At 46.5% G+C, this 25940-nt stretch carries 16 protein-coding genes and 4 tRNA genes; 10 read left to right on the top strand and 10 right to left on the bottom strand.

Translation table 11 applies throughout. From position 1 onward, the window contains the following. Positions 1 to 4 precede the first annotated feature (4 nt). Both B5F91_RS01295 and recF read right to left on the bottom strand, forming a co-directional pair. A complete protein-coding gene (locus tag B5F91_RS01295) occupies positions 5 to 295 on the bottom strand; it encodes a DUF721 domain-containing protein (protein ID WP_087427305.1) in 291 nt (96 codons plus the stop codon). After that, positions 292 to 1410 (bottom strand): DNA replication and repair protein RecF, encoded by a 1119-nt coding sequence (gene recF, locus B5F91_RS01290; protein ID WP_087427304.1) that lies wholly within the window; start codon positions 1408 to 1410, stop codon positions 292 to 294. Before recF ends, B5F91_RS01295 begins: the two co-directional genes overlap by 4 nt. Before the next feature lie 149 nt (positions 1411 to 1559). On the opposite strand from recF, the gene B5F91_RS01285 reads away from it, so the two are divergent. The 9 genes from B5F91_RS01285 (at position 1560) to B5F91_RS01245 (ending at position 8150) form a co-directional block, all read left to right on the top strand. Then, on the top strand, positions 1560 to 2237 hold the full coding sequence (locus B5F91_RS01285; RefSeq protein WP_087427428.1) for a tetratricopeptide repeat protein: 678 nt from the start codon (positions 1560 to 1562) through the stop codon (positions 2235 to 2237). Positions 2238 to 2380: 143 nt separating this feature from the next. Beyond that, positions 2381 to 2875, top strand: coding sequence for a 6,7-dimethyl-8-ribityllumazine synthase (gene ribH / locus B5F91_RS01280; protein WP_087427303.1), 495 nt, complete (start codon positions 2381 to 2383; stop codon positions 2873 to 2875). A gap of 27 nt (positions 2876 to 2902) precedes the next feature. Next, positions 2903 to 2985, top strand: a tRNA-Tyr gene (locus B5F91_RS01275). 8 nt (positions 2986 to 2993) lie between these two features. Then, positions 2994 to 3066: transfer RNA gene (locus B5F91_RS01270), tRNA-Gly, on the top strand. 12 nt (positions 3067 to 3078) lie between these two features. Then, positions 3079 to 3161, top strand: a tRNA-Tyr gene (locus tag B5F91_RS01265). Positions 3162 to 3169: 8 nt separating this feature from the next. Then, positions 3170 to 3242, top strand: a tRNA-Gly gene (locus tag B5F91_RS01260). Positions 3243 to 3512: 270 nt separating this feature from the next. Further along, positions 3513 to 4967 carry a potassium/proton antiporter gene (locus tag B5F91_RS01255; RefSeq protein ID WP_087427302.1) on the top strand — a complete coding sequence of 485 codons (1455 nt, stop codon included), beginning with the start codon at positions 3513 to 3515 and terminating at the stop codon, positions 4965 to 4967. A gap of 148 nt (positions 4968 to 5115) precedes the next feature. Beyond that, positions 5116 to 7743 (top strand): valine--tRNA ligase, encoded by a 2628-nt coding sequence (locus B5F91_RS01250; RefSeq protein WP_087427301.1) that lies wholly within the window; start codon positions 5116 to 5118, stop codon positions 7741 to 7743. A 122-nt stretch (positions 7744 to 7865) separates the two neighbouring features. Further along, on the top strand, positions 7866 to 8150 hold the full coding sequence (locus tag B5F91_RS01245; RefSeq protein WP_087427300.1) for a DUF4884 domain-containing protein: 285 nt from the start codon (positions 7866 to 7868) through the stop codon (positions 8148 to 8150). A 75-nt stretch (positions 8151 to 8225) separates the two neighbouring features. Here B5F91_RS01245 and B5F91_RS01240 read toward each other — a convergent pair whose 3' ends face one another. The 4 genes from B5F91_RS01240 to B5F91_RS01225 all read right to left on the bottom strand — a co-directional run bounded on the left by B5F91_RS01240 (position 8226) and on the right by B5F91_RS01225 (position 16230). Continuing rightward, positions 8226 to 10682, bottom strand: coding sequence for a glycoside hydrolase family 95 protein (locus tag B5F91_RS01240; RefSeq protein WP_087427299.1), 2457 nt, complete (start codon positions 10680 to 10682; stop codon positions 8226 to 8228). A 210-nt stretch (positions 10683 to 10892) separates the two neighbouring features. Beyond that, complete coding sequence (locus B5F91_RS01235; RefSeq protein ID WP_087427427.1) at positions 10893 to 12110, bottom strand: glycoside hydrolase family 88 protein; 1218 nt, start codon at positions 12108 to 12110, stop codon at positions 10893 to 10895. A 176-nt stretch (positions 12111 to 12286) separates the two neighbouring features. After that, positions 12287 to 14224: a glycoside hydrolase family 97 protein gene (locus B5F91_RS01230; RefSeq protein WP_087427298.1), complete on the bottom strand. Its 1938-nt coding sequence runs from the start codon at positions 14222 to 14224 to the stop codon at positions 12287 to 12289. A gap of 62 nt (positions 14225 to 14286) precedes the next feature. Next, the gene (locus tag B5F91_RS01225; protein ID WP_087427297.1) at positions 14287 to 16230 is read right to left on the bottom strand and encodes a glycoside hydrolase family 127 protein; all 1944 of its coding nucleotides are present in this window, start codon (positions 16228 to 16230) and stop codon (positions 14287 to 14289) included. 361 nt (positions 16231 to 16591) lie between these two features. Between B5F91_RS01225 and B5F91_RS01220 the strand changes: the two genes are divergently transcribed. Then, positions 16592 to 18367: an ATP-binding protein gene (locus B5F91_RS01220; protein ID WP_087427426.1), complete on the top strand. Its 1776-nt coding sequence runs from the start codon at positions 16592 to 16594 to the stop codon at positions 18365 to 18367. A gap of 131 nt (positions 18368 to 18498) precedes the next feature. Here the strand turns inward: B5F91_RS01220 and B5F91_RS01215 are convergent, their stop codons facing one another. The 4 genes from B5F91_RS01215 to B5F91_RS01200 all read right to left on the bottom strand — a co-directional run bounded on the left by B5F91_RS01215 (position 18499) and on the right by B5F91_RS01200 (position 25921). Next, a complete protein-coding gene (locus B5F91_RS01215) occupies positions 18499 to 19932 on the bottom strand; it encodes a glycosyl hydrolase family 28 protein (protein WP_087427296.1) in 1434 nt (477 codons plus the stop codon). Positions 19933 to 20112: 180 nt separating this feature from the next. Further along, the gene (locus B5F91_RS01210) at positions 20113 to 20502 is read right to left on the bottom strand and encodes a hypothetical protein (RefSeq protein ID WP_087427295.1); all 390 of its coding nucleotides are present in this window, start codon (positions 20500 to 20502) and stop codon (positions 20113 to 20115) included. Positions 20503 to 20547: 45 nt separating this feature from the next. Continuing rightward, positions 20548 to 22575 (bottom strand): RagB/SusD family nutrient uptake outer membrane protein, encoded by a 2028-nt coding sequence (locus B5F91_RS01205; RefSeq protein WP_087427294.1) that lies wholly within the window; start codon positions 22573 to 22575, stop codon positions 20548 to 20550. A 31-nt stretch (positions 22576 to 22606) separates the two neighbouring features. Next, on the bottom strand, positions 22607 to 25921 hold the full coding sequence (locus B5F91_RS01200) for a TonB-dependent receptor (protein WP_087427293.1): 3315 nt from the start codon (positions 25919 to 25921) through the stop codon (positions 22607 to 22609). Positions 25922 to 25940 lie beyond the last annotated feature (19 nt).

Here is a 25940-nt window from a genome sequence, read left to right as displayed (position 1 = left end):
CCGCTTACCTGAATACGATGTTCACAATCACCTGTGCCCCTACCCGGGTATTCAGATTCCGTACCAACAACGTCCGGCTCATCGAAAGCTCCTGACGCAAGACGGAAGAAGACAAATGCACATAAAGCACCTGATTCTTGATATATAAATTCTGCGTATATCGGACTATCACCGGACCTACAACGTCTTTCCACGCTTCAATCAACCGGTATTCGTTAAGAGGCGTTTCCAATCCTTCTTGCCTAAGCAAACGCCGGATAACATCGCCCACCTGCTCCGTATTGTTCCTTTTCATGCCTCAGCCTCCTTTTCCCGTTCGGAAACACATCCGTCCTCCACTTCGAATAACTTATAATCTTCGCCTACTCCGCTCAATATCTTATCCAAATGCTCCCGGTTGGTATCGGTGATGAAGATTTGCCCGAAATTATCTCCAGCCACTAACTTCACGATTTGCTCCACACGCGAAGCATCCAGCTTATCGAATATATCGTCCAACAAGACAATCGGCACCGTCCGGTTTCCCGTGCGCTTCAAAAAATCAAATTGAGCCAGTTTCAATGCAATCAAGTACGTCTTGTTCTGCCCTTGCGACCCTTCCCGTTTCATCGGAAAATCGCCCAATTCCATAATCAAATCATCCTTGTGTATGCCTTTAGTCGAATATCCTAAGATACGGTCCCGCTGGCGGCTCTCCTTCAATAATTGCAAAAGATTCCCCTGAGCCGCATGCGATTCATACATCAGGCTCACCTGCTCCCTGCCCTGCGAAATATAGGCATAATACGATTGAAACACCGGGATGAACTCATCCACAAAGTCTTTCCGCTTCCGGAATACAATTTCACCCGTCGAAGCCATCGCCTCTTCCCACAAAGCCATCAACTCTTCTTCCGGCTCCATTTCAGCCTTCAGCAAAGCGTTCCGTTGTTGCAAAGCCTTATTATACCGGATTAAAGCGTCCAAGTATTCCCGGTCGAATTGCGATATCACCACATCCATAAACCGCCTCCGTTCCTCGCTTCCTCCGGCTATCAGCCAAGAGTCGGCGGGCGAAACCATCACCAAAGGTATCAGCCCGATATGGTCCGACAAGCGCGAATACTCCTTCTTATTCCGCTTGAATTGCTTCTTCTGCCTGCGTTTCAATCCGCAATACACTTCCTCCGGCTCGCCGTTATCCGTTTCGTAAAAACCTTGTATCACGAAGAAATCACGCTCATGAAGAATGTTTTGCGAATCAATCGGATTCGTGGCACTCTTGCAAAAAGACAAGTAATACACCGCATCCATCAGATTGGTCTTCCCCATTCCGTTCTTCCCGATAATGCAATTCAACTTTCTCGAAAAAGCAAGTTCCACCTGCTCCAGATTCTTATAATTCAATATAGAAATGCGCTTTAACCACATACGTATTCTCCTTTTTAAGCCACAAAAATACGAATAAAAGAAAGATTGATAAAAAAACATGCCCGCAAATTTCGTTTATAAACAGAAATAAACTACTTTTGCTGACCGAAAATAAATCTCACGAAAATAATAAAAAAACAATAAGAAAAATGTCAAAACAAAAACAAACTCATGATCCGTTGAATGTAGACGAAGCATTGAACACTTCCGAAGCATTCCTGTTAAAGTACAAGAACCTGTTTATTGGTGTTGTAGTAGCTATTGTCGTTATCGTATGCGGCGTTGTAGGTTACAATCATTTCATCGGCGAACCGAACGAGTTGAAAGCATCCGAAGCCTTATTTAAAGGAGAACAATATTTCGGAAACAACGAATTCGAACTGGCTCTGAACGGTGATAGCCTGGGATATACGGGCTTCCTGAAAATTGCAGACGAGTTCAGCGGTACAGATGCAGGAAACCTTGCCAACGCTTATTGCGGACTTTGCTATGCGCAACTGGGCAAGTACGAAGAAGCAACAACCTATCTCGACAAGTTCAGTGCAGACGATTACATGGTAGCACCTGCTATCATCGGCACCATGGGCAACTGCTATGCACAAATGGGACAATTGGATAAAGCAGCCGCTACATTATTGAAAGCAGCAGACAAGGCAAACAGTACCACATTAAGCCCGATCTATCTGCTCCAAGCCGGACAAATCCTGGAAAAGCAAGGCAAAAACGCTGAAGCCGTAGACGCTTACAAGCAGATTAAGACCAAATATGCGAATTCTATTCAAGCTATGAGCATCGATAAATACATCGAACGCGCATCTATCAAATAAATGTTCTTTATAAATGTCATCCTGAACGAAGTGAAGGATCTCGAATACACAAGCGAATGCTTCCGAGATTCTTCACTTCGTTCAGAATGACAAAAGGCTCTCCCCATTCTTAATTCTTAACTATTAATTATTAACTATTCCCCATGTCAACAGCCTTTCACAATCTGTCCGATTACGATACCCATTCCGTACCCGATGCATCTGCCATGCGTTTCGGTATCGTGGTATCCGAATGGAACCAACACATTACCGATGCCCTCCTGAACGGAGCTTTGAATACATTAAAGAAACACGGAGCCAAAGACGAAAACATCTTGGTAAAGACCGTACCGGGAAGTTTCGAACTGACCTATGGTTCTGCCCAACTAATTAAAAGCGGGAAAGTAGATGCCGTTATCGCCCTTGGATGCGTGGTACGCGGAGACACCCCTCATTTCGATTACGTATGCATGGGAGCCACCCAAGGCATTACCTACCTGAACGCAACAAGCGACATTCCAGTCATTTACGGACTGATTACCACCAATAATATGCAACAAGCCGAAGAGCGTGCGGGCGGAAAATTGGGCAATAAAGGAGACGAATGTGCAATTGATGCAATAAAAATGATTGATTTCGCTTGCAAATTAAAAAAATAATCGTACCTTTGCAGCGCATTTGAGAAAGGGCAAATACCAGAGTGGCCAAATGGGGCAGACTGTAAATCTGCTGGCTTACGCCTTCGGTGGTTCGAATCCATCTTTGCCCACACAACTTGCGGAAGTAGCTCAGTCGATAGAGCATTAGCCTTCCAAGCTGAGGGTCGCGGGTTTGAGTCCCGTCTTCCGCTCTCATTCCTCAAGGGCAAGTACCAGAGTGGCCAAATGGGGCAGACTGTAAATCTGCTGGCTTATGCCTTCGGTGGTTCGAATCCATCCTTGCCCACATAACTTGCGGAAGTAGCTCAGTCGATAGAGCATTAGCCTTCCAAGCTGAGGGTCGCGGGTTTGAGTCCCGTCTTCCGCTCTAAAGAAAAGGATACGCCAAAAACGTATCCTTTTTTTGTCACCTAAGTACAACTTTTTACGAAGCAGGCTTCATCGGCTTACGAAGCCGTATGCATAAGCCAATGAAGCCTGCTTCAACGGGCGATGAAGCCGTATGCCTTTCCGTCAGATATCGAATGACAAAAAGGCAGGATTCAAAATCTCTTCATATAATAAGGCGGACGGTATAATCTAAAATATATTTTTCGTATCTTTGGGGAACTATTTTTCACAACAAAACTTACCAAGTATGATTACCGCAGAAAACATCCTTCTTATCGGCTCTATCCTGATTTTCATCAGCATCCTAATCAGCAAAACCGGATACAGGTTCGGCATCCCGACTTTATTGCTCTTCCTATTAGTGGGCATGTTTTTCGGAAGCGACGGGCTTGGCATCCAGTTCCATAGTGCAAAAGATGCACAATTCATCGGTATGATCGCCTTGAGCATCATCCTGTTTACAGGAGGAATGGATACACGATTCCGCGAAATCAAGCCGATTCTGACGCAAGGCATCCTGCTTTCTACCGTAGGCGTATTGCTAACTACCCTGCTGACCGGCTGGTTCATCTATTATCTCTCGTGCCACACGCAAGCAGACATCCACGTCACATTATTAGCCGGAATGCTACTGGCTGCTACTATGTCGTCTACCGATTCCGCTTCGGTATTCAGCCTGCTCCGCTCGCAACGCATGAACCTAAAAGAAAACCTGCGTCCCATGCTTGAGTTGGAAAGCGGGAGCAACGACCCTATGGCTTATATGCTCACCATTGTTTTGATACAAGTCATCGGAAGCGGGACAGACCTCAATATAGGCACTATCGCACGCGACTTATTAATCCAATTCTTTTTCGGCGGAATCATCGGTTATGTTTCCGGAAAATTCGGTGTATGGCTACTGAATAAAATCAACCTTCCCAATACCTCACTTTATCCGATATTGCTGCTGAGCATCGTATTCATCACTTTTACCACAACCGACTTGCTTAAAGGAAACGGCTATCTGGCGGTTTATATAGCAGGAGTTATTGTAGGAAATGCCAAACTCACTTCACGCAAAGACATACTTACATTTATGGACGGACTGACCTGGCTGGTACAGATTATCATGTTCATCGCATTGGGCTTATTGGTCAACCCACATGAAATGATAGACATTGCAGGAGTAGGCTTGCTCATCGGCATATTCATGATTATAGTGGCACGCCCTGCCAGTGTTTTCCTATGTCTGCTCCCTTTCCGCAACCTATCTTATCGGGCACGTATCTTCGTCTCATGGGTAGGGCTTCGAGGAGCCGTCCCTATCATTTTCGCCACTTATCCGGTCATTGCACAAATTCCTGGTTCAAACCAACTATTCAATATCGTGTTCTTTATCACACTATTGTCGCTTATCATCCAAGGTATGAGCATTTCCTGCATGGCACGCTGGCTGAAGCTGGATATGCCCCAACCCAAAGAAGGCAATGAGTTCGGCGTAGAACTTCCGGAAGAAATTGATACCCAACTGAATGACTTAACCCTTACGCAAGAAATGCTGGCGGAAGGCAACCGCCTGACTCATATCGACCTGCCCAAAGGCACCTTGGTGATGCTGGTAAAACGCGGAAATGAATTTATTATCCCTAACGGACAAACCGAACTTCAAGAAGGGGATAAACTCCTGCTCATTTCGGAAAACAAAGAAAAAGAACAATAAAACCGGCAGATTCATATTCCGATAAAAGCCTAAGATTATGCTTTCATCCCATGTGAATCTGTTGATTTTCTATGCATATTCCGAAGAATTTACTACCTTTGCACCTCGAAAACAAGAATAACGAAAACATTAAAACGCATAATACAAAATGGAATTAGCAAGTAAGTACAATCCCGCTGATGTGGAGGGAAAATGGTACCAGTATTGGCTGGACAACAAACTCTTCAGTTCGAAACCTGACGGACGTGAACCGTACACCATCGTCATTCCTCCCCCTAACGTGACGGGAGTGCTCCACATGGGACACATGCTTAACAATACCATACAAGACATCTTGGTGCGCCGTGCACGCATGACCGGCAAGAACGCCTGCTGGGTGCCTGGAACTGACCATGCTTCTATCGCTACCGAAGCCAAAGTGGTAAATAAATTGGCAGGGCAAGGAATCAAGAAGACAGACCTGACCCGCGACGAGTTCCTGAAACACGCATGGGACTGGACCGATGAACATGGAGGCATCATCCTGAAGCAACTCCGCAAACTGGGTGCTTCGTGCGACTGGGACCGCACTGCCTTCACCATGGACGAGAAGCGTAGCAAAAGTGTCATCAAGGTATTTGTAGACCTCTATAACAAAGGATTGATTTACCGTGGCGTACGCATGGTGAACTGGGACCCGAAAGCTCTCACGGCATTGAGTGATGAAGAAGTAATCTACAAAGAAGAACATAGCAAACTATATTATTTAAAATATAAGGTAGAAGGTGACGCAGAAGGACGCTATGCCGTAGTAGCCACCACCCGTCCCGAAACCATCATGGGCGATACGGCAATGTGTATCAATCCGAACGACCCGAAAAACCAATGGCTGAAGGGTAAGAAAGTGATTGTTCCGTTAGTAAACCGCGTGATTCCGGTCATCGAAGACGATTATGTAGACATCGAGTTCGGTACGGGATGCCTGAAAGTGACTCCGGCACACGATGTGAACGACTATATGTTAGGCGAGAAACACAACTTGCCAAGCATCGACATCTTCAACGATAACGGAACCATCAGCGAAGCCGCAGGGCTGTATGTAGGCATGGACCGCTTCGATGTGCGCGAACAAATCGAGAAAGACTTAGCAGATGCCGGCTTATTGGAGAAAGTGGAAGCCTATACCAATAAGGTAGGATGCTCGGAACGCACCAACGTGCCCATCGAGCCGAAACTTTCCATGCAGTGGTTCTTGAAGATGCAGCACTTTGCCGACATGGCATTGCCTCCGGTAATGAACGATGAATTGAAATTCTATCCGGCTAAATATAAGAATACCTACCGCAACTGGCTGGAAAACATCAAAGACTGGTGCATCAGCCGCCAATTGTGGTGGGGACACCGCATCCCGGCATATTACCTGCCCGAAGGCGGATATGTAGTGGCAGAGACACCGGAAGAAGCCCTCGAACTGGCTAAGCAAAAGAGCGGACGTGCCGACATGAAATTGGAAGAACTGCGTCAAGACGAAGATTGCCTCGATACTTGGTTCTCTTCTTGGTTGTGGCCTATCTCGCTCTTCGACGGCATCAACAATCCGGGCAACGAGGAAATCAAGTACTACTATCCGACATCAGACCTGGTAACTGGTCCGGACATCATCTTCTTCTGGGTGGCACGCATGATTATGGCAGGCTACGAATACATGGGCGATATGCCGTTCCGCAACGTGTACTTCACCGGTATCGTGCGCGATAAAATCGGACGCAAGATGTCGAAATCACTCGGCAACTCTCCCGACCCATTGGAACTCATTGACCAATACGGTGCCGACGGTGTGCGTATGGGTATGATGTTGTCTGCTCCTGCAGGAAATGACATTTTGTTTGATGACGCGCTTTGCGAACAAGGACGAAACTTCAACAACAAGATATGGAACGCCTTCCGTTTGGTGAAAGGCTGGCAAGTAGCAGACATCGAACAACCCGAATATGCCCGTTTGGCTACGAAATGGTTTGAAGCCGTATTGGCTAAGACTACCCTCGAAGTGGCAGACCTCTTCGGGAAATACCGTCTGAGTGAAGCATTAATGGCGGTCTACAAACTCTTCTGGGACGAGTTCTCAAGCTGGTACCTCGAAATGGTGAAACCTGCATACGGACAACCTATCGACCGCACCACTTACGGACAGACCCTGAAATTCTTCGAAGCCTTGCTGAAACAACTTCATCCGTTCATGCCGTTCATCACCGAAGAATTGTGGCAACACATCTACGACCGCCAACCGGGTGAAAGCATCATGACGCAACAATTGGATAAAGTGGAAAGTTTTGATGAAGCATTGATTCGTGACTTCGAAAAAGTGAAAGAGGTTATCGGAGGCATCCGTACCATCCGTCTGCAAAAGAACATCGCGCAGAAAGAAACTTTGGCATTGGAAGCGACAGGCGAGAATCCGGTAGCTGCATTCAACTCAATTTTAACGAAAATGGGCAACCTTTCCGCTATCAACACGGTATCTGTAAAAGCCGAAGGAGCAGCCGCCTTCATGGTAGGCACAACGGAATATGCCGTACCGTTAGGCAACCTGATTAACGTAGAAGAGGAGTTGAAGAAATTAGAAGCCGACTTGAAATATCAGAAAGGATTCTTGCAAAGCGTATTGAAGAAACTCGGCAACGAGAAATTCGTAAGCAAGGCTCCTGCCAATGTTATCGAAATGGAACGCAAGAAGCAAGCCGATGCCGAAACGAAGATTGCCGCTTTGAAAGAAAGCATCGCCGCACTGAAAAAGTAAAACATACTTATATCTGAAACGCAGATGAACGCAGATTCCAGCAGAACACATTTTATCCATGCTTCTGCCGCCCTGTGTTCGTCTGCGTTTCTCATAAAATACATCCTTAATCTTACACTCAGATGAAAATAGCAGCAAAGATTATCCTACTCCTTTTTTGCATAATGAATTTTTCTTCATGTAACATAGGCATCCCCTTACGTTATGAACCGTCAGACAACAATGATAGCTATACGATCCAATACTTGTTCCAGCATGATGGCGTAAAAGTATATCGCTTCTACGATAAAGGGAACTACGTATATTTCACGACACGAGGAGATGTAACCAGCATAAAAACCGATTCTACAAAAGAAAAGACAATCACCTTCCATCACGAAGACAGTATCATCCGTCCATTCCGCTAAATAGAAAAGATCTCAGTATCCAGGCTTCACATTTCATGTTTTGCCCAAATACTGAGACCTTTTTCCGAATATTCTTTACAAACGTTCTATCTGATAATCGTGTCCGGCAACCGTTTCTAAATCATATTCATAAATCTGATACAAAACCGGACGTTGAGGACGAATTTCCTTAGAAACCAAAGGCTCTTTTATTAATGCCTGCTGATAAAGCGGATTGGGATTTTTTCCTGATGCAGGTTTCAATCCTTTTCCTTTCAACGGGATATAAGAACGCAACCGCAAATTACCTCCTAAGCGCGAATGAATCTTTGCTTCAGAAAGTTGCATACCATCCCATTTCATATCTACTACAAAACCTCCACGGGCTACCAATCCACATACACTTCCTTTCGTCCATGCATCGGGCAATGCAGGCAATAAATGGACTGCTCCGTCATGACTTTGCATCAACATTTCGGCTACACCTGCTGTATAACCGAAGTTTCCGTCAATCTGAAAAGGCGGATGCGCATCGAACAAATTGGGATAAGTACGTCCTTCGGGATATTCTCTCGCTACTGCATCGGAAGGAAGAAGCTTCAACAAATTACCTATCATTTTATAAGCGTGATTGCCATCAAGCAAACGTGCCCACAAGTTGATTTTCCACCCGATAGACCATCCTGTAGCTTCATCTCCACGCTGAAGCATCGTGTTCTTGATAGCTTGGAAAAGCAATGGATGCGCGTATGGCGAAATCTGATTACTAGGGAAAAGACCATACGCATGTGAAATATGACGATGCTGGTCATAGGGATTGTCTACATCCTCCAACCACTCTTGTAATTGATTATACTTGCCGATTTGCATTGGAGGAAGCTTTTCTATCATTTGCCGCAATGAATCTTGATAAGCCGAAGATTCACCCAACACCTGAGCAGCTTGTAAAGCATTGTTCAACACATCGAATACGATTTGATTGTCCATCGTACAACCAGCTACAATCGTAGAACCAGCATTCTTACCCTGCGGACCATGTTCGGGCGACATCGAAGGTGCTTCTACCATCCAACCGTATTGCGGATGCGGAATAAGATATGACAAATAAAAATCAGCGGCACCTTTCAATGCAGGATAAACTTCCTTCAAGAAATTCGTGTCTCCCGTATAAAGATAATGCTGCCACAAATGTGTGGTCAACCATGCCCCACCATTGGGCCATGTACCAAAATATGCATTATCTACCGGTCCTGTACAACGCCAAATATCGGTATTATGATGTGCCACCCAGCCATTTGCTCCATACATCACACGAGCCGTTTCCCGACCGGTTTGTGACAAGTCTTTTATTAACCCGAAAAGCGGCTGATGCGTTTCTGTCAAATTCGTCACTTCAGCAGGCCAATAATTCATCTCTGTATTGATGTTTATCGTATATTTTCCATCCCATGGAGCAGCCAGATTATCGTTCCATATACCTTGCAAATTAGCGGCTTGACCTCCTGGTTGAGAAGACGAAATCAGTAAATAACGCCCGTATTGGAACATCAACGCGGCAAGCGACACGTCTTGTCCTTCATTGAAACGCCGTACACGCTCTGTGGTTTCCCATACATCGCCTTTTCCTTCGCCCAAATCCAAACGGACACGCCCGAATTGTTCTTGATAATAACCTTCATGCTCTGCCAAAGCCTGACTATACGAACTCTTTAAGGCAGCCTTCAACAATTCTTGCACTTTCCGGTGCGGATTGCCACTCATATCATTGTATGAACGGAAATTAGTGGCAGCAGCAATATAAAGTGTCACTTCATCAGCACCCTCCACACGTAATTTATCTCCTTCGGCTTTCACTTTTCCACCTTCTGCAACTACCTGCGTAGCTGTTTCCATACGGATAACTCCCTTCACTCCTTCATGGTCTTCACCGTTTCCAGTCAGTACCAATGTCTTGCCTTTGCATTTTACCTGATGCTGCTTCAACGGAGTCTGATAACCAAGCGTGAAACTCAACATTCCCGGACGGTCTGCCGTAAGACGAACCCTTATCACTTTATCCACAAGTGATGCGAATACTTCACGTTGATAAGTCACTCCGTCTACTTTATAACGGGTAGTAGCTACCGCACGCTCCAAATCCAAGTCCCGATAATAATCGGTAACCTTTTCGTGCTCCGGCTGCTCAATCATCAAACTACCGATAGTTTGATAAGGCATCCCGTTCCGTCCCGAATAAAATGTCTTGTCTATCAATTGCTGAGCTTCCATATTCCGGTTCTCGAAAATAAGTTTCCGTACTTCTGGAAGTGCTTGCAATGCTTCCGGATTATCGTTCCGATGAGGACCGCCGCCCCACATTGTCTCTTCATTCAATTGAAGCTGTTCCACTCCAGTACCGCCATAAACCATCACACCCATGGTTGAATTCCCCAGCGGCAAAGCCTCCACCCAAATTTGAGCAGGCTGCTTATACCAAAGCTTCAGGCTTTCCGCCCACGATGATAAGGCAAAAGCAGAGCAAAAAAATGCAGCCAATAAAAGTTTTTTCTTCATATTACAAATAAGATTAGTTTGTTTGAGAAGCAAAGATAAACTTTTCCGGCTATAAACAAAAACAAAAGAATACACATATTTTTAAGAAACACAGATTAATGCGAATTTTCGCAGATAATTAATTTTAGACCACAGAGGACACAGAGTGTTAATTATTTTTTTATGTACTCTGTGCCCTCTATAGTAAAGGAATGAATAAACTAGTTCAATCTATATTCCCCGCTTTAGCCTCAACAACGCTTCTATATAATAATAGTCAGCATAAATGATGGAAGCGTCTATTTCCGAACCGTTGGGATAATGTCCCGTAGAGTGCAGAAGGAAAGCGGGCTTCTGCTTACCACACTGATACTTATCCGAACTCAAGCTTTCCAACATACGAAGAGCCGCTTCCCGATACGTGCTTCCTTTTTCAGGAGACACATAGCCTGAAAGTTCCAGCAACGCCGAAGCCACTACACAAGCAGCCGATGCATCACGTGGAGCATAAGGGATGGCAGGGTCATCGAAATCCCAATAAGGAATGTAGTCATCAGGGAGACGCTTCAGATAAACGTCGGTCACTCTTTGTACGAAGTCGAGATACTTCGGGTCTTGCGTCTCCCGATAGACTACCGTATAGCCGTATATCGCCCAAGCCTGACCGCGTGCCCACATACTGCTGTCGGAATAACCTTGGTGCGTCATACCCTTGATGAAATGTCCCGTCACCGAGTCGTACACCGCTACGTGATACGAAGTGTAGTCGGGACGGAAATGATACTTCATCGTGGTATCCGCATGCGATACGGCTATATCATATAAATTCTTATCGCCTCCATTTTTCGATGCCCAAAAGAGCATCTCAAGGTTTATCATATTATCCATAATGGTATTGTGTCCTCCTAACATTTCCACGTTACGAGGCCATGAGAGGATAGTTCCAGCCTTAGGGTTGAACAATTCAGCCAGCGCATCGGCACTACGGAGAATAACTTCGCGGTACGCCTCGTTATGCGTTAACCGATATCCATTTCCGTAACTGCAAAACATCAGGAAACCCAAATCGTGATCATAGGCGGGCGTGATGTGTGAAATGCTTTCCAACGCATCGGTAAACCTTTCGGCTTCCGCCTTTATCACGGGATCTTTCGTATATTCGTAATCATACCATAGGATGCCGGGCCAAAACCCTGCACACCATTCTTCTTTCGTTGCCTTGCTACAATACCAATGCGATGTACTATCGGGAATGTTGCGAGGCATCATCGTATAGTCCGTCCCTTCATCCCCGCGGGAAAGTTCATCTAACGTGCGACGCACCTGCGTATCGCAATATGCCAAAACCTTGTCTACATCGAATTGCCCGGATGTTGTACCAGAGTTCGAATCCGTACAAGCCGCAAGCATAGCCAATCCGACTCCCATCAACCAATTTCTTGCTTTCATATTCGTATTTCTTAATAGTTTATGCATTTATATAATCAAACGCAGAGACGCAGAATCGCAAAATTTCTATTTTTAAAAAGAGCAAAGACCACAGAGAATAGCATCCGGCTTTACGTCCTACGCCTTCGCTAAATAAAATTATTTCTCTGCGCTTTTGCGTCTCTGCGTTTTTTTAATTACAAAGTCTCTCCCTGATAAGAAGCATACTCCTTCAAGTCTCTCTCCGAAGCGGGAACCAAGCGTACAGCAGCTCCCCCACTCGGCTTCAAGGCAAACATCAACGCTTGCTTGCCTGTGAGCAACAACTTACTACATTTCACTTGCGTGCGTGTACCAGTCTCTTCCCCGCCATCGGTGTACAAGTGAGCCACGTAAGTCTTTCCGTCTTCCAAGAAAGAAAGGTCTACTTTCTGTGTGGAAGCATCGTTATTAGTTATCAGCCCCACGAACCATTCTTCTCCGCTCCGGCGGGCTATCGTGACATTCTTGCCGGGAGTTCCGTCGATAACCTTGCTCTCATCGAATACAGTCTGCAACTCTTCAAACCATTCTATCTCAGGTTCGCCTCCGTAGAACGAAGGCTTGTCGTACCAAAAGATAGTCTGCAACGGGCTGTAGAATATCAGCGATGCCGCCAATTGATGGGCATGAGTGGTCTTCAGACGCTTATCGTAATAACAAATGGTATAGTCTGCCGCCCCATTAATCATACGAGTAAAAGGCAATATCGTGTTGTGTGTGGCATCAGAAAACTCTTCGTTGCCGTGGATGCCCTCCTGAGTCAGCAAATTGGGGTATGTACGACTGAATCCCGACGGACGGAACTCGTCATGAATGTTAATCATCAGCTTGTTCTCAGCAGCATAACGCACCATATCGTGCAACCACACCGACCAGCGGTGGGAAGCGTATTGCACAAACCCCGACTTCACGCCTACCACACCCCATTCGTGTAACAAGGGGAATAGCTCACGCATCTGTTTCTGCAAGGCGTGCTGATTAACATAAAGCCACACGCCTACCCCCTTTTTCTTCCCGTATGCAATGACTTTCGGAAGATTGAGTTTCGATACTACTTTAGTTGCATCGCCGTCAAACGAAGTGCAAGGCATATACCATTGCCAGTCGAACAACATATACGGTATCTTATGAGCCGCACAGAAGTCGATGGTCTCCATCGCCCCTTTTGTAGTTAAAGTGGTCTCACGCATAATCTTACCGGGCTTCACCCACGAAGCGTCGGCTATCTCGCACGGCGGATTCAGGTTTTGAATGATGTCATTGTGTTCCAATAATTCACCCGGCTTATCTGCCACCATAATCACTTTCCACGGTGAAGCAAAATAAGTCACGGCATCTACAGGGCTGTACATCACCGATTCCAACGTGTTCCGCTTCTTCGTAGATGCTATAAATTTAGTCAGACACCAATCATCCACATCAGCATCCGTCAAAGCCATCCATTTCCCATCCGGAAGTTCTAACGTCAAAGTACGCTCTACAGGATGTTTGAGCGCATTTACGTCCACATAATCAAAAGGAGCTTGTGCCCATTCTTCTGCCCAAGCCTTGGTACCTTCGGGAAGGGTATATTCCGTCAGGTCGCCCGTTACCTTGTGAAAGATAGCCTGCGGATGTTCGGGGAAGAAATAACGGAACGCCACGCCTTCATCGTAGGCACGCACTTCAATGTTCATTCGATACTTCGAACCGTCTTTCTTCGACAAGTACAACGTACCTGCATTGTAACAGTCACGCACGGTGCTCCGCTCTCCATACAACGGATTCCACACCTCATCATGCTTCCCGTAAGATACCGAATCAACTTCCAAATTATCCATCCAACAATCTGGCTGTTCCAGCTTACAGAATCCCAACGCTTTTTCCCATACACGATTGTCCAGTTCCAGTCCCACACGCGACTGTTTTATCACCTTCTTACCTTTATATGTCACTTCATAACATAAGGTATTCACTCCCGAAGCCGTCCGGGCTGTGTAACATTCCAAACGGTGTGTCCCATCGGGCGACACCACTTCTAATTTCTCAGGCACGGCAGCACATAGTGAAACGCCTGCCACGCACATCATTATTCCAGCTACAAGATGTTTCATAAATTTCGTCTTTTTACTAAGGAATACGAACAAACAGATAAATGCACTCAATCGAAATACGATTATTTTTCATCCGAATAAGTTTTCAATTCCACGTTCCAATACACCACGTAACGCTGGCGATGTACGTCGTAGAGCGGCGAAATTGTCACACCGTCCGCCGTGCAGAATCGCAAAGTACTGTCCGAAATACGCTTCACACTGTTTTCCGGATGTTTTTCATCCCATTTCAACGAAACGGGAAGCCCTTCCGGAATGTGATAATTATAAGTATAATAATCGTTGTATTTCAAAGGGTCTGAATCAGGGGCAGGAGCCTGCATCCCTTCCGTCCCCAGTTCGCCCGCCAGTACAATAGGCCCGTAGAGTAACGCCGCGCGGCTCGAGTCATCAGGCGTAGTCTCCAAAGAGAAATGCATCGGATAAGTAACTTCCACACAATCGCCCTCTCTCCATTCCTTATCAAGCGTAATATATGAGCCAGGTTTCTGACCGACCCTTATCCGCTTGCCGTTCACCTTCACTTCGACCTTTCCGCTCCACAACGGGTAACGCAAAAACAACTTGGCACGGGTCGGACTATCCACGGAAACAATCAATGACGTGGTTTCGCTTTCTGGGAAACAGGTTTCCTGACGCAGGGTAATGCCTTTCTCTCTCCAATGTAACACAGAAGGGATGAACAGATTAACAAACACACCTTCTTCGTTATGATAATAGATACCTTCAGCATATTTGGCATGGCTCTCAAAACCGCTCCCCACACAGCACCAGAACGAGCGGTCGGGCGTGCTATACACCTTGTGTGAACCCGAGAGCAAAGGCAGGAAGTAAGCAACCATTCCCGTCGCTGGGTCTTGCTGCCCAAGAATATGGTTGTACAACGCCCGCTCGTAATAGTCAGCCACACGGGACGAAGCGTCCCAGCAGAACAAGTGACGGCTTAGCTTCAGCATATTATACGTACAGCAGGTCTCGCCCGTATAGCCCGACAGATGTTTTGAGAATTGCGCAGGGTCAAAATAATGCTCCTTATCGCTGCTGCATCCGGGCGCGAAAGTATGACGGTCTATCATCGTATTCCAAAAGAACTTGCTGAGCGAACGGCTCTCCTCGCTTCCGTCCAACTCGTAATTACGTGCCTCTGCCAGCACTTTTGGAATGAACGTATTGGTGTGCTTAGTGCCCAGTTCATCGCGCCCCTCTTTTAAAGGGTCGATGACCTCATCGTGGTAAAAGAAGCGGGCAAGCCAACGGTAACGCTCGTCTCCCGTCAAGGCATAGAGATTGTAAAACGACTCATTGATGCCCCCGAACTCGTTGCGTATCATCTTGCGACGGGTCTCCTCGGAAAGCGGTTTCAGCTTGGCATATGCCCAGTCGCCCATCCGCTTCACCACGTCCAACGCTTGCCGGTTGTCTGCATATAGGTATTGGTCTATCAGACCCGAAAAGATTTTATGCAGTGTGTACCACGGTGCCCATACACTCGTGCCTCGGATATTCCGGTTTATCAGTTCTTCGGGATAAGCGCTCAAGTATCCGTTTCCATTTGTCTGCTGCACTTCTGCCAGCCCGCTCACCAAGCTGTCGCCTTTCAGACGGAACACCTCGCCCCCTGTAGCGGCATACATCAATGAATAGGCGGAAAGCAAATGTCCCGTGATGTGCCCACGCAACTCGCAGTCGAGCGACTCCCAACCTCCTAATTTCTTCACCGTCATATAACCTCCTTCACGCCCCGCATAGACTCCTGCCGTCGTGCGGAAGCTATGGAGCAACTGATTAACCTCTATCGAGACCATCCAAGCCGAATCGCGCTCCATATTCTCCCTGAAACGGCTGGGCAACAAACGCACATCGCTCAAATCGAAGCACTCCGCCGCCATCGGCACACTATTCTCTACCTTAAATTTTCCTTCGAACTTCCCCGGATAAACCGACTGGGCACACACGCCGCCCCATCCTGCGAGGCAAGCCAACATCATTCCTGCAATCTTCTTCATACGTTACTTCATTGTTTTCCTTTATCTACGGAAAAGCCGCCGCTTTTACTCAACCGCACATAAAAAAAAGGATGCCGGTCAACCCGACATCCCTTTCTCGTCCCGCTTTATAAATTCGATAGCCATTTCTTACCCGATTTCGTATTCAGCCAAATTGCAATCGCCGTACCTATTACAGCTAAATATGTTGCGGAGCCACATGACACCTATCAATGTCTTTATTCGTTTCATATCTTCCAATCTTTTTACCTGTTTATACGTTCAAGAAAACATTTTTACCCAACGAAGATAAAGAAAAGTTGCAGCCGGAAACGAATAAATGCTTATCTTTGCCTTACAATCAACTGTAAACTGTATGGATATGGAACAAGCGAAAGTAGTAAAAGGGATTCCCTACGGCGTAGCGAATTTCGAAGACGTGAGAAACAAGAACCGATATTATGTGGACAAGACCATGTATCTACCGCTTTTGGAGGAAACGAGCGACTACCTGTTCCTTATCCGCCCGCGACGATTCGGCAAAAGCGTGTTCGTAAGCATGATGCAGGCGTACTACGACATCGCCAAAGCAGACCGGTTCGACACCCTGTTTGACGGGCTGTGGATTAAAGAACACCCCACCCCACTGAAAAACGCCTTCCAAGTGATTTACTTCGACTTCTCTTTAGTAGGGGCAGGAGGAATAGAAAACTTAAAACAGACATTCAATGATTACTGCTGTAAAGTATTGGACCGCTTTATCGAACGATACCACGCTTTTTACGATGATAGTTTCTTCTACGAAGTCAAGAACGCGACAAATGCCGCTTATAAACTAAACTCCATCAACACGAAAGCACGTGAAATGGGCTACCCCTTGTATCTCATCATCGATGAATATGACAACTTCACCAACGTCATACTCAGCGAAGGAGGAAAGGAAGTCTTCCAAAACCTGACTCATGCCAGCGGATTCTACAGAGACTACTTCAAGATTTTCAAAGCCATGTTCAGCCGCGTATTCCTCATCGGCGTATCGCCAGTCACATTAGATGACCTCTCAAGCGGATACAACATCGACTGGAACATCTCGCAGGCACCAGAGTTCAACCATATTCTCGGATTCTCGGAAAGCGACGTAAGGACCATGTTCCACTACTACCAAGACAACGGGAAGCTGCATCCCGATGCAGACATCGAAGCCATGATGGCAGAAATGAAGCCGTGGTACAACAACTATTGCTTCGCCCAAGAATGTCTGGACGATGACCGCCTGTACAACTGCGACATGGTGTTTTATTACCTGCGCCACCAAGTGTTATACAACCGGCCTCCAAGAGAAATGGTGGACAAGAACATCCGTACCGACTACAAGAAGCTGAAGATGCTCGCCGACATCGACCGAGGGAACAAGCGGGAGAACCGCATGAGCGTCATCGAAGAGATTGCAGCCACTGGAACAATACTGATGACACTGAAGTCTTCATTCCCTGCCGAATACGTGACAGAGGACGAAAATTTCCGCAGCCTACTCTATTACTACGGGTTGCTCACCATGAAAAAGAACATTGGAAGAAGAATCGAAATGACCATACCGAACAACTGTATAAAAGAACAGTACTGGAGCTTCATGAGAGACTACTTCAACCGGAGTGTACCAATGAACATAACTGAGCTGCAAGACAAAATGGACCTGATGTCTTTTGACGGGGAATGGGAACCCCTGATTACGCACATCGCCACGGCATACCGTGAAAACTATTCCGTGCGCGACAGCATCTTGGGCGAACACAACTTGCAGGGGTTCTTCAAGGCATACCTCGCACTGAACAGCCTTTACTTAGTTGAGCCTGAAATAGAATTGAACTACGGGTTCAGCGACTTCCTCATGCTGCCCGACAAGGCACGCTATCCCGAAATTGCCCGCAGCTACATCATGGAACTGAAATACGTGAAGCCCTCTGCAGCCCAAACTGAAGTGGAGGCGAAAAGCAAGGAAGCCGAAGAACAACTGCACAAGTATGCCAATGACAAAATCGTAAAAAGACTGTGTGAAGGCACGACACTGCACCTGCTGAAAGTGGTGTTCCAAGGAGCGGACATGAAGGTGTGCGAGGAAATAGCACACAGAAATACAGAAACTGATTTTCTTGCATAAGTAACTAAGTAGGTGTACAAAATCAATCGCTATAACACCCCTGGTTTTATGAAGATACCTTCGTAGGGCGATGAAGATACCTTCGACGGCAGATGAAGGTACCTTCATTAAAAACGGGTATTTGCCTACGGCTATCTTTCGAATACCACACCTTCTACGTGAGGCCCCACATAAATCCGAGCCATATCACCCGTGTGATACCACTTGGGCTTTCCCTGCATATCATCGGATATCACCGTCCCGTTAATCTTCAAATTCTTAAAGCGGATGTTCTTGATTTTCCGTTCCTCGTTGTAACCTTCTATAATGGAAATCTCTGCATGGTCACCTGTGTACGTAATGTCTTTAAACAGGACATCTTCAATGCCACGTCCGGGAGCCGTACAATACTTCTCATTATAGAATATCCGAAGGTTCACTAATTGGCCTTGTCTGAAATTCTCTATGCGGATGTTTTCAAAACGCACGTTACGTATCAGGTTATTGTCGCCCGCATTGATAGCCATACATCCTTGATAATTCAACTGGCACTCTTTATGGTCAAGAATGTCGATATCCTCATAAGTCAGATTTTCGAGCACCTCGGGATTCTTCGTATCGCCATGAATGCCGATAAAAATGGGATGTGCCACATCTGCCCAAAGAACGGAATGACGCATCGCAATATCTGAACTGGCTCCCGTGAACCCCAACCGGGTTCCATAGACCGTAGTACAATCATCCGAATTCCGGCAAAATACATTATCGAACAATACATGACGGCTGGCAAAAATATTCATTCCGTCTCCCCAACCGTAATAACTGATGGACTTCACATTGCGGATGGTAACATGTTCCGACCCTCCGGTCGCACATTGTGTAGCAAACAATCCTTCCACATAAATATTCTTTGAATTGCTTATCCGTATGCCCATCTTCACCGTATGGTCTACTATGCCCCGTCCCAACAACCGTACGTTCTCAACGCTATCCATCAGGAGTTGCCCCATCATCACGGCTCCTCCAGCTACATATACCGTCTTACCTGAAGGAATGCGGAACACTTCGCCCGAATCGGGACGATGTATGCCGGGACCGTACCAAATCACATCTTTATCTTTCTTATCCGGCACATCAGTTTCGATAGGATTGGCAAACAAGTGCAGGTTATTAAAAATATCTCCGTTTACCTCTACCGAAAAATTGCCCGGCTTATCCAACGTAAAAGTCAACGTATTCCCTTCTACCACCGTCTCTATCCCTCTTGACGCAGGACGTACACACGCTTTTCGGATTTCCCCCTTATTGTAAGTGACGCTCACTTCTACTTTTCCTTCAAAACCAAATGTAGCCATGGAAGAAGGCAGAGGCACGTGCCGGACTCCTTCCACCTTGTCCACTTTAATCAAATAAGAAGGCAGATTCTTCCACGTTCCCCCTGAACGGCGTACTTTCACCGTAAAATTATCGTTCAACAAGACCCCTTCTGGAGCTTTCCATACTTCGAGCTTTCCTTCGTCAGCTCTACTCATTGTGATGTTCAAACACAACAACACAAACACCAGCCATACTGTTTTCTGTTTCATATTTCTCTTTATTTTTATTATAATCCAATCAACTTTCCTTTATTAATACGAACAAAAAAGTAAATTTACTCATTCAAAATGACAAAAACAACCATTTTTCTACATTGAATAAAAAAAGCCCGTGAACCGTCTGCAATGCGGTTCACAGGCTAAAATGTATAACTTTAAAATAAACAGAAGTTATTGCCCGTCACGAGCACTAATGTTAACCAACATAATGTTATAATGGTCTTTATTCCTATCTGTCCCTTCCGGACGGTAATCGGTCTTCATGCCGATGCCGCTAAAATTAACGTATTGTGCACCATTCAATGCTTCTACTTTAACGGCATCCTCTTCACGGTCAACGATAAATACACTCATTGTTAAGTTATATTTCGCAATCGTGTCAGGGTCTTCGTATTGGGTCAAGATATAGTAAGTACCGTCGTTACTTACTACAGCCTTAGCGTTCTGTACATCGATAAAGTCGCGCGAATCAACGTTTGGGCTTCCTATTTCGTCTTCGCAAGAAACAAACATCAATGCTCCTGCCAAGATACCAAAGATATAGTTCAATGTTTTCATCATTTCAAATTCATTGATTGTTATTTTGTTTTTCTATCTATTCTCAAATCACCATCCCGGATTCTGTTTCAATTGCGGATTCAGACGCATTTGAGCCAAGGGGATAGGTGCCAAGTATTCACGTTTCTCGAACAACAAATCCGAAGCCAAGGTGGCAATGGAACGTCCGTAATCCGGATCATCCGGTCCGCTTCCTTCATAAACGCCGTGCAGTAACGGATATCTTTCCGGATAATAGCAAGGCTCTCCGAAATAATTCAAGTCGTTTGCCGTATATTTCGTATAAGCGGTATTCAATACGTGACGTCCTAATTTCTGACCGGTCAGGTTGATATGTGCAATGCCCCAACGCTTCAAGTCATCCAGACGGAAACCTTCACCGAAGAGTTCGCAAGCGCGTTCGCGGCGGATTTCATCCAGCATGTTCATTTTCTTGCAAATCGTACGTCCGGTAGCGTGGTCGAAATAACCTGCGTCCCACACATTCGCTATCAGGTTATTGGTAAGCGGAGCCACACCCGCACGGGCACGGGTCTTGTTGATAGAGAAATCCAAGTCAGCGTCCGAAATGTTTCCATTGCCTAATTCGCAGGTTGCTTCAGCGTAAATCAAGTACACTTCCGCCAAACGGATCAGCGGATAATCTGCCGATTCGGTGTTCTGCGGGCGGTTCGCTCCTTCCGGCAGATACTTGCGGCTGCCGTATGTGGCATGCGTACTGCTGTTGCGGAGGGTAGGACGGGTAATCAAGAATGGGCTGTTATAAGCAGGGTCATTCTCGTTTTTAACATCGTTACTTGCCGGATATACTGGATCAGGATAAGGTTTGCCCAATTCTGTACACTGACGGTTATCTTCCGGACGACCGCTCCAAGTCACACGGTCAGGCAAAAAGGCACAGCCTACAAAACGATAGTCGCGGTTGCGGAATTCGCTTTCAAACTCTCCATAACCAAGGAACTCCGGATTGTTCTGCGCATCCGCCATACTGCCCGTATAGCTGATACGTATCGGAAGTCCGTTGCGGCACAAGAAGGATTCACCGAACGAAGCACTGATGTTAGTAGCTTGCCACGTAATGACTGTATGGGTCAAGTTGATACCACCACGGTTCAGGTCATAGTCGTACTTCTTGAAGAAAATGAACTCTTTGTTCGTGTTTTTGCCGGCACCGCGGAAGTTGCAAATGTTACCACCCTTATCGTCAATATTGAACAAATAGTAGTAGCTCAACGAGTCGCATTCATTCCACAAAGCGTAAGTGCCGTTCATCTCCACATCCTCAATAACCTCTTTCGAAAGCTGTTTAGCACGGGTCAGCATATCGCTCACGGATTGGTAAGTGTCAGGCTTAGTCGTACCTGCCCCCGAACCTGTACCGTCACCGTCCAAATCATAATCAATAGAGGGTACGTATTTTTCCCAAGTAGCTTCATACAGAAGCACTCTTGCCAAGAAGGCTTTAGCGGCTTGCTGGCTGACTTTTCCTTTTTCAGCATCTGGAATGTCTTGCTCTATCGGGAGCAAAGGAATGGCTTGTTCCAAATCGTTGATGATGAAATTAGCCACTTCATACCGGCTGTTACGTGGGGCATACAATGCTTCATCACTCATATTGGGGGCATGGTCAATGATGGGCACACCGCCGAAAGTCTTCAGCAGAGTGAAATATTGCCATGCACGGAAGAAATAAGCGGTACCTATGGAAGCGGCAATGGCATCCTTGTCGCCGTATTCTTCTGCCTTCTCCAGCAAAACGTTCGAAGTACGGATATGTCCATATATCTTGTCCCACCGCCAGTCTGATTCGGGAGCAGACCCTCCGCCGTTTGCGCCTAAGCCGGAGATGTCCAGGTTCTTGTCCATATTAGAATAGGCTGTACCGTTCAGGTCTTTCCATCCATCGGTGTTATACAGCGCATTGGCAGCCTGTTCGAATTGTTCAGGAGTCTTGAACGTAATGGCTTCCGTGCCTTGCGCCAAAGGTTCCTTGTCGAGGAAGTCGCTGCATGCTCCTAATGATAACGAAGCCGCTACAACCGAAGCCAGACAAAACTTATTGAATCTTGTTTTCATATATATTGTTCCTTTTTATAGTTGTTGTTAATTAGAAAGTAACGTCTACACCGAATGTCAGCAGACGGCTGAAGGGGAAACCGTTGTTCGAAGCTTCGCCGCGTTCGGGGTCGAAACCGTCGTTTACGCTGGTCCATTCCCACAAGTCATCACCCGAGAAATACACTCTCAACCGATTAATACCCGCTTTCGTTGTCCATTTCTGCGGCAAGGTATATCCCACAATCAGCGATTTCAGACGGATGTAGCGGTTCTTCTGCACACTGGCATCTACATTGTTGTAGTTGAATTTATTGAAGTTCTGGTCACGCGACAAAATCGGGTATTCGGCATCCGTATGGTCGGGTGACCAAGTCTTGCCCAAGAAATTGCGGTTCTGGCGCACGTAGTTGGTAACGAACGGCGCATACGTGTTACCGGTTCTCAGCAACATCTGCTTGCCCACGCCTTGGAAGAATACCGAAAGGTCGAAGCCTTTCCATTCCAATGTACCTTTCAATCCGAAAGTCAGACGGGGAGCGGCATCACCGATGTAATACAAGTCGTATTGTGTAATGGCTCCGTCACCGTCACGGTCTACGTAACGGCGTGCACCCGGACGAAGGGTATTGGTTCCTGTCTCCGAAGGAGCCGGCAGGATATTATTAGGTTTCGGACCTGTATGATCTGCATTCCAATAGAACATTTCGTAGTAAGCGTCCACTTCTTCCTGTGTCTGGAACAGACCGTCGGTCTGATAGACATAGATAGAGTTCAGCGGCTTGCCTATCAAACGGTTGTTGCTATTGTTATAACCAGCCACCGGGATATTGGTATTGCCTGCCATTTCCATCAATTCAGTCGATGCGTCAGACAACGAACCGCTGATGCTATACTTCCAACCGTTCACTTGGTCGGACCATCCTGCCGTGATTTCCCAACCTTTCGTGCGCAATTTACCGTTGTTGCTCAGTGGGGCACTGGCACCCAATACAGCGGGGAAAGTAACCGGGATGAACATGTTATCGTTCGTTTTGATGAAGTAATCGAAAGAACCTCTCAACCGGTTATTTAAGAAAGCCCAATCCACACCAATGTTATGGCTGAAGATAGTTTCCCACGTGCGGTCATCCGAGCGGATGCCATCAAGCCACATCGAAGTGTACTGAGTCGCATCGCCTCTTCCGAAAAAAGCGTTGCCGGTCTTAATCAAGGCGAAACGTTCGTATTCACCGATACCGGTTACACTACCTGTCTTACCGTAATTGTAACGCACTTTCAAATCACTCAACCAGTTCAGGTCTTTCAGGAAATTTTCACGTGAAATTCTCCAGAAGCCCGATACCGAGTAGAAGTTTTTCCAGCGTTGTTGTGCAGCAAGACGGGAAGAACCGTCTCGGCGTCCTAAGAACTCTATCGAATATTTGTCATCGTACACATAGTTCAAACGGGCTAAATAAGAAACGAAACTCCATGAGGTCTGTCCTCCTTCGGCTGTATTATTATTTCCATTTACCCACACATTCAAATCGTTCAGTCCGGAGCCCGGATAAACTTCGCCTTGATTGCGGGCTGCTATCACCTTTTTCCATGTCTCTTGTTCGGCGGTCATACCGAGCATGGCAGAAACCGTATGCACATCGGCAAACGTGCGGTTATAGTCAATCTGTGCCCCCACGTTGAAGTTCTCCCAGCGTTGGATTTCCTCTTTCAACGAGCCCGGCGACTGGAACGTACCCATCACCTGCGTACCCGACCAATCGTAGAAACTGACAGGGGTTTTCACTTCCTGCTTCTCTCTTCTTGCCATCTTATAGTTTCCGTTCACCGAAAACTTCAGTCCTTCAGTTACCCATTTCGACAAATCAAGGATAGCCCGTGCATTCCCACGGAAATTACTAAATGTATTGTTTATCCGTCCACCCTCAAGAATCTTGCCAATCGGATTCCGGTTACCAGAGAATACATCCAACGGGTCGCCGTTTACGTTATAGACCGGCCAGAACCAAGCGTCCATATAACCTTCACCCACACCGCTCGACGGGGTAGAAATGTCTTGCTTGTCATACGACATACCCGTCTCGAATTTCAAGAAATCGGTAGCCTGATAATCCATATTCAAGCGTGCGCCGTATTTCTTTTGTCCGTCATCGGCTATCTTCAACTGCGATTGTTCGTTCGAGTAACTCAACGACGCATAATATCCGAACTTGTCATCAGCTCCGGAAATTGTGAGGGCATGTTTGTTGGATGTCGCTTGTCCGTACATTTCGTCTTCCAAATAGACGTAAGGGTCCCAGCGTTCAACAAATGTTCCGTTATCAAGTGTCAGCACTTCACCGTCACGCATGGCATTGAACAGATTAGCACCCCGGTAGAATGTCGGGACACCGCCCGGCGACAGATGTCCGTCGATTGCCGTACCTCCGTTGTCGGCATTGTTGAAAATCCACCAGTTGATGTTCTGGTAAATCTCGCGCGGGTCTTTGTAGTTAGGGTTGCAAGCCGTATCCCAGTACTGCGCCTCGAAGAACATATCCAGCCATTCGAAGTTGTTGGTGTACGGAGTCTCGATACCCGTAATCGTACGGCTCACCGAACCGTTATAGGTAATTTGCGCCTTGCCTTTCTTTCCGCGTTTTGTAGTGACCAATACGACACCGTTTGCCGAACGGGCACCGTAAATAGCAGCCGAAGCATCCTTCAATACAGAGATATTCTCGATGTCGTTCGGGTTCATTGCGTTCAGGTCATCCAATGAGCCTGCCATTCCATCGATAAGAACCAAAGGCGAACCGTCTCCATTGATAGAAATATCGCCACGTATCTTCATCGCCGCTCCTTCACTACCCGGACGGGAAGAAGAACGGGTAATGGTCAGTCCCGGCACTTCACCTTGCAGGGCCGTTGTGGCATTGGTGATACCACGGTTGGCGAACACTTCTTCACCACGCACTTGGCTGATGGCACTGGTAAGTGACGCCTTTTTCTGCACACCATAACCTACTACGACCACTTCATCGAGCAACTCATCGTCTTCACGCAACGTAACGGTAAATGAAGTCTTTCCTCCGATGTTCACTTCCACTGGACTATACCCGATAAACGAAACCACCAAAGTGCCCGAAGCATTGTCTAACGTAAAGTTTCCGTCCATATCCGTAATGGTACCGTTTGTAGTGCCTTTCACCGTAACACTGGCACCTATAACCGGTTCTCCGGTATTATCAATCACCTTACCGGTGATTCTTTTTCCGTTTTGCTGGACGCGCTGCACAGCATCGGAACCTGCTTCTTTTGCAGCATAAGCCGAAGGCAAGGAAACCGTCAGGCATAATACTGCCGCAAGTATTACTTTTTTCTTCATATTGTATATGTTTTGGTAT

The organism is Bacteroides sp. An322 (genome assembly GCF_002161765.1).
Classification (GTDB): Bacteria; Bacteroidota; Bacteroidia; order Bacteroidales; family Bacteroidaceae; genus Phocaeicola; species Phocaeicola merdavium.
This window is presented reverse-complemented; position numbering and strand designations above follow the sequence as displayed.

Excerpts from the sequence above, each read along its gene's own strand:
- B5F91_RS01295 (WP_087427305.1), bottom strand. The coding sequence starts at position 295 with ATGAAAAGGAACAATACGGAGCAGGTGGGCGATGTTATCCGGCGTTTG.
- recF (WP_087427304.1), bottom strand. The coding sequence starts at position 1,410 with ATGTGGTTAAAGCGCATTTCTATATTGAATTATAAGAATCTGGAGCAG.
- B5F91_RS01285 (WP_087427428.1), top strand. The coding sequence starts at position 1,560 with ATGTCAAAACAAAAACAAACTCATGATCCGTTGAATGTAGACGAAGCA.
- ribH (WP_087427303.1), top strand. The coding sequence starts at position 2,381 with ATGTCAACAGCCTTTCACAATCTGTCCGATTACGATACCCATTCCGTA.
- B5F91_RS01255 (WP_087427302.1), top strand. The coding sequence starts at position 3,513 with ATGATTACCGCAGAAAACATCCTTCTTATCGGCTCTATCCTGATTTTC.
- B5F91_RS01250 (WP_087427301.1), top strand. The coding sequence starts at position 5,116 with ATGGAATTAGCAAGTAAGTACAATCCCGCTGATGTGGAGGGAAAATGG.
- B5F91_RS01245 (WP_087427300.1), top strand. The coding sequence starts at position 7,866 with ATGAAAATAGCAGCAAAGATTATCCTACTCCTTTTTTGCATAATGAAT.
- B5F91_RS01240 (WP_087427299.1), bottom strand. The coding sequence starts at position 10,682 with ATGAAGAAAAAACTTTTATTGGCTGCATTTTTTTGCTCTGCTTTTGCC.
- B5F91_RS01235 (WP_087427427.1), bottom strand. The coding sequence starts at position 12,110 with ATGAAAGCAAGAAATTGGTTGATGGGAGTCGGATTGGCTATGCTTGCG.
- B5F91_RS01230 (WP_087427298.1), bottom strand. The coding sequence starts at position 14,224 with ATGAAACATCTTGTAGCTGGAATAATGATGTGCGTGGCAGGCGTTTCA.
- B5F91_RS01225 (WP_087427297.1), bottom strand. The coding sequence starts at position 16,230 with ATGAAGAAGATTGCAGGAATGATGTTGGCTTGCCTCGCAGGATGGGGC.
- B5F91_RS01220 (WP_087427426.1), top strand. The coding sequence starts at position 16,592 with ATGGAACAAGCGAAAGTAGTAAAAGGGATTCCCTACGGCGTAGCGAAT.
- B5F91_RS01215 (WP_087427296.1), bottom strand. The coding sequence starts at position 19,932 with ATGAAACAGAAAACAGTATGGCTGGTGTTTGTGTTGTTGTGTTTGAAC.
- B5F91_RS01210 (WP_087427295.1), bottom strand. The coding sequence starts at position 20,502 with ATGATGAAAACATTGAACTATATCTTTGGTATCTTGGCAGGAGCATTG.
- B5F91_RS01205 (WP_087427294.1), bottom strand. The coding sequence starts at position 22,575 with ATGAAAACAAGATTCAATAAGTTTTGTCTGGCTTCGGTTGTAGCGGCT.
- B5F91_RS01200 (WP_087427293.1), bottom strand. The coding sequence starts at position 25,921 with ATGAAGAAAAAAGTAATACTTGCGGCAGTATTATGCCTGACGGTTTCC.